Annotated in this window: 4 protein-coding genes and 1 pseudogene; 2 read left to right on the top strand and 3 right to left on the bottom strand. The window is 69.1% G+C overall.

The features are described 5' to 3' along the window. From GTW43_RS02440 to GTW43_RS02430, 3 genes are all read right to left on the bottom strand, one after another. Window positions 1-134: ATP-binding cassette domain-containing protein (locus GTW43_RS02440; protein WP_161299885.1), on the bottom strand; the 134-nt coding region annotated here is incomplete at its 3' end. An 11-nt stretch (window positions 135-145) separates the two neighbouring features. Further along, complete coding sequence (locus GTW43_RS02435) at window positions 146-1,096, bottom strand: amino acid ABC transporter permease (RefSeq protein WP_161299884.1); 951 nt, start codon at window positions 1,094-1,096, stop codon at window positions 146-148. 59 nt (window positions 1,097-1,155) lie between these two features. Continuing rightward, window positions 1,156-2,121 (bottom strand): ABC transporter substrate-binding protein, encoded by a 966-nt coding sequence (locus GTW43_RS02430; protein WP_161299883.1) that lies wholly within the window; start codon window positions 2,119-2,121, stop codon window positions 1,156-1,158. 565 nt (window positions 2,122-2,686) lie between these two features. On the opposite strand from GTW43_RS02430, the gene GTW43_RS02425 reads away from it, so the two are divergent. Both GTW43_RS02425 and GTW43_RS02420 read left to right on the top strand, forming a co-directional pair. After that, window positions 2,687-3,901 carry an NADP-dependent malic enzyme gene (locus GTW43_RS02425; protein WP_161299882.1) on the top strand — a complete coding sequence of 405 codons (1,215 nt, stop codon included), beginning with the start codon at window positions 2,687-2,689 and terminating at the stop codon, window positions 3,899-3,901. Between the two features lie 229 nt (window positions 3,902-4,130). Beyond that, window positions 4,131-4,605: pseudogene (locus GTW43_RS02420) on the top strand (Zn-dependent oxidoreductase); the annotation flags it as partial.

Here is a 4,605-nt window from a genome sequence, read left to right as displayed (position 1 = left end):
CGCAGGAAGGTGGACTTGCCGGAGCCGGACGGGCCGATCAGGCAGAACACCTCGCCCTGCTTGACCTCCAGGTCGATGCCCTTGAGGACCTCGACGCTGCCGAAGGACTTGTGCACGCCCTCGGCCTTGACCATCGCGTTCTCGGTCATGCGCCCACCGCCCCGGACCGGTTGGAGAGGGACAGCATGTTGGCCTTCACCTTCTGCCACGGCGTCGCGGGCAGCTGACGGGACGTGCCCCGCGCGTAGTAGCGCTCGATGTAGTACTGGCCGACGCTCAGGACCGAGGTCATGACCAGGTACCAGGCCGCCGCGGTGAAGTACATCTCCACGGGGGCGCCGGACTGCTGGCCGATGTCCTGGGCGTACCGGAAGAGCTCGTTGAACTGGACCGCCGCGACGAGCGAGGTGGTCTTGAGCATGTTGATGAACTCGTTGCCGGTCGGCGGCACGATGACCCGCATCGCCTGCGGGATCACGATGCGCAGCAGCGTCTTGGAGTGGCTCATGCCGAGCGCGTGGGACGCCTCGGTCTGGCCCTCGTCGACGGACATGAGGCCGGCGCGGCAGATCTCCGCCATGTACGCCGCCTCGTTGAGACCCAGGCCGAGCAGGGCCGTGAGCAGCGGCGTCATGAAGGACGACCAGTAGTCCTTGTAGATCGGCCCGAGGTTGATGTACTCGAAGACCAGGCCCAGGTTGAACCAGATGAAGAGCTGGACCAGGACCGGGGTGCCGCGGAAGAACCAGATGTAGAACCAGGCGATCGAGCTGGTCACGGGGTTCTTCGACAGCCGCATCACGGCGAGCGTGATACCGCCGACGACACCGATCGCCATCGACAGGACCGTCAGGAGCAGGGTCTTGCCGACGCCCGTGAGGATGCGGTCGTCGAAGAAGTACTCCGGGACGGTGCTCCACTGGATCTTGCCCTGCCCGAAGGCGTAGATGATCGAGGCGAGCAGGGCGAGGGCGATGACCGCCGCGAGGTAGCGGCCGTAGTGCCGGACGGGGATCGCCCTGATGGCCTCCGGCCGGGCCGCGGGCGGCGGCGTGTCCTCGGGGCCGCCGCCCGTCTTCTCGATGTCAATTGACACGGGTGTTGCCTTTCAACGACTACGACGACGCGGACGCGCGGACGACGCGATGTCCGCGGTCACTTGCCGCCGTTGACGGTGGCCGCCTTGACGGCGCCCGCCTCGACGCCCCACTTGGCGATGATCTTGTCGTACTCGCCGCTCTTGATGACCGCGTCGAGCGCCGCCTTGATCGCGTCGCGCAGCTGCGTCTGGTCCTTCGCGACGGCGATGCCGTACGGGGCCGCCTCGACCTGGTCGCCGACGATCTCGAAGTCCTTGCCGCCGCCCGCGGTCTTCACCGCGTACGCGGCGACCGGGAAGTCGGAGGAACCGGCGTCCGCGCCGCCCGAACGCAGCCGGGTCTGGGCCTGCTGGTCGTCGTCGAAGGCCTGGATGCCGAGCTTCTCGCCGCCCTTGCACTTCTTGGCCTGGGCCTTGGCGAGGTCGTGGGAGACCGTGCCGCGCTGGACGACGATCTTCTTGCCGCACAGGTCGTCCCAGGTCTTGATCCCCTGGGTCTTGCCCTTCGGCGTGTAGATGGAGACGCCCGCGTTGAAGTAGTCGACGAAGTCGACGCCCTCGCCGACCTTCTTGCCGGTGTCGGCGTCGACGCCGTTCTGCCGGTCCTTGGTGTCCGTCATGGCGGACATCGCGATGTCGTAGCGGTTCGAGCGCAGACCCGTGATCAGGGTGTCGAACGTGCCGTTCTGGAACTCGAACTTCACGCCGAGCTGCTTGCCCAGGGCGGCGCCGAGGTCCGGGTCGATGCCGACCGCGTTGCCCGACTTGTCCTTGAACTCGACCGGCGCGTAGGCGATGTCCGAGCCGACGCGGATGATCCCCTTGTCGCGGATCTCCTTGGGGAGCTTGTCGGCGAGCGGCGCGCTCTTGGCGGAGGCGGAACCGCTGTCCGCGTCCTTGTCCTTCGTCTGGTCACCGCAGCCGGTCAGCAGCAGGGTGCCGGCGACCGCGATCGCGCCGACCGCGGCTATCCGGGACTTCGCGGACTTCGCGGTCGTGCGGCGGGTGGTGCTTGCGGTCATTCTGGGGTCCTCCGGCAGGGTGAGGGAGTTGCCGTGTCGGTCGCAGCGGCACACGCCTTCGAGTGTCGCGACCTCGATCGATGACGGCATCTTGCCATTCGGACCGGACGATTCAGGGAGTCGGCGATGTCAAAATCGGATAACAGGTGTCCCAAGACCCCCAACCGGTCCCCGCGTCACGGTGCATGGGGCCTACATCATCTGCGGACCTTTCGCCCGTCGGCCGGAGAATCTCCGGCGAATCGGCCCCGGTCTCACCATTCGGGCGGTCTTCGAGGAGCCCTCCAGTGACGTCCTGATGACTTGTCCTGACAATCAGCTATGAGTCATGTCACCGGTACGTGATCGATCACGTATGGGCTCGTCCGGGGCACCGTCCGTCAGGTAAGAAGGTTCTTTACACCCCTCATCCGGGGCACAGGGCGCGCGTGCGGCGCGCCCGTCGTGTACGGACCCGCACGGCCGGTCACAAACGGACCGGCCGGGTCGTACGCGTCCCCGCCCGCCCCTCACCAGGAGCGGACCCACCCTCAACTGAAGCAATAAGACTTAAGGGGTCAGACAAGTGGCAGCGGAGATCGTCAATCCTCGCAGCGACGCCAATACCGGCCACGAGGGCACCGACGAGCCCTTCGATCCGGCGTTCGCGCTGCACCGTGGCGGCAAGATGGCCGTGCAGGCCACCGTGCCGATCCGCGACAAGGACGACCTGTCCCTGGCGTACACGCCCGGCGTCGCGAAGGTGTGCAGCGCGATCGCCGAGCAGCCGGAGCTCGTCCACGACTACACGTGGAAGTCGAGCGTCGTGGCCGTCGTGACCGACGGTACGGCCGTGCTCGGACTCGGTGACATCGGTCCCGAGGCCTCCCTCCCGGTGATGGAGGGCAAGGCCATTCTCTTCAAGCAGTTCGGCGGCGTCGACGCCGTGCCGATCGCTCTCGCGACGACCGACGTCGACGAGATCGTCGACACCGTCGTGCGCCTCGCCCCGTCCTTCGGCGGCGTCAATCTCGAGGACATCGCGGCTCCGCGGTGCTTCGAGATCGAGCGCAGGCTTCAGGAGCGGCTCGACATCCCGGTCTTCCACGACGACCAGCACGGCACCGCCGTGGTCACCCTGGCCGCCCTGAAGAACGCGGCCAGGCTCAGCGGGCGCGAGCTCGGCGAGCTGCGCGGTGTGATCTCCGGCGCCGGTGCGGCGGGCGTGGCGATCGCCAAGTTCCTCCTCGAGGCCGGGCTCGGCGACGTCGCCGTCACCGACCGCAAGGGCATCGTCAGCCGGGACCGCGAGGACCTCACGGCCGTCAAGCGTGAGCTCGCCGAGCTCACCAACAAGGCGGGCCTGTCCGGCACGCTCGAGGACGCGCTCGCGGGCGCCGACCTCTTCATCGGTGTCTCCGGCGGTACGGTCCCCGAGCCGGCGGTCGCCTCCATGGCGCCGGGTGCCTTCGTCTTCGCGATGGCCAACCCGAACCCCGAGGTGCACCCCGACATCGCCCACAAGTACGCGTCGGTGGTCGCGACCGGGCGCTCGGACTACCCGAACCAGATCAACAACGTCCTCGCCTTCCCGGGCATCTTCGCGGGCGCCCTCCAGGTGCGCGCCTCGAAGATCACCGAGGGCATGAAGATCGCGGCGGCCGACGCGCTCGCCGCGGTCGTGGGCGACGAACTGGCCGCCGGGTACGTGATCCCGTCGCCGTTCGACGAGCGCGTGGCGCCGGCCGTCACCGCGGCCGTCGCGGCCGCGGCCCGCGCCGAGGGCGTCGCCCGACGCTGATCGCTCCTCCCGCCCGTGCGGCACGGTCGAGGCCCCGCTCCGGCGGGGCCTTCTCCGTACCCGCCTGCTCGGGTGGGGCCTTGCGCGAGTACGGGGAGTGGGCGCGGGGCGCGGGGTGCGAGTACGGGGAGCGGGCGGCGCGGGCGGTTCGGGGCGTCCCGCGCCAGAGGACGTGCGTCACAGCCCGTGGCGGTTCCCCGGCCGGGGTCCCCGCCCCTATCGTCAGGGCATGTTCGCCGCCTACGCCGCCCGCATCGACCGTGATCAGCCGCTGAACGGACTGGAGCTGGGGGAGCGTCCCGCCCCCGTCGACCGGCCGGGCTGGACCACCGTGAACGTCAAGGCCGCCTCCCTCAACCACCATGACCTGTGGTCCCTGCGCGGGGTCGGGCTCGGCGAGGAGTCGCTGCCCATGATCCTCGGCTGCGACGCCGCCGGTGTCGACCAGGACGGCAACGAGGTCGTGCTCCACTCCGTGATCGGCGAGACCGGCCACGGCGTCGGCCCGCGCGAGCGCCGCTCGATCCTCACCGAGAAGTACCAGGGGACCTTCGCCGAGCAGGTCACCGTCCCCGAGTGGAACGTGCTGCCCAAGCCGAAGGAGCTCTCCTTCGAGCAGGCCGCCTGCCTCCCCACGGCCTGGCTGACCGCGTACCGGATGCTCTTCACCAACGCCGGGGTGCGCCCCGGCGACTCCGTCCTCA

The sequence above is a fragment of the Streptomyces sp. SID5785 genome (assembly GCF_009870065.1).
GTDB lineage: Bacteria > Actinomycetota > Actinomycetes > Streptomycetales > Streptomycetaceae > Streptomyces.
This window is presented reverse-complemented; position numbering and strand designations above follow the sequence as displayed.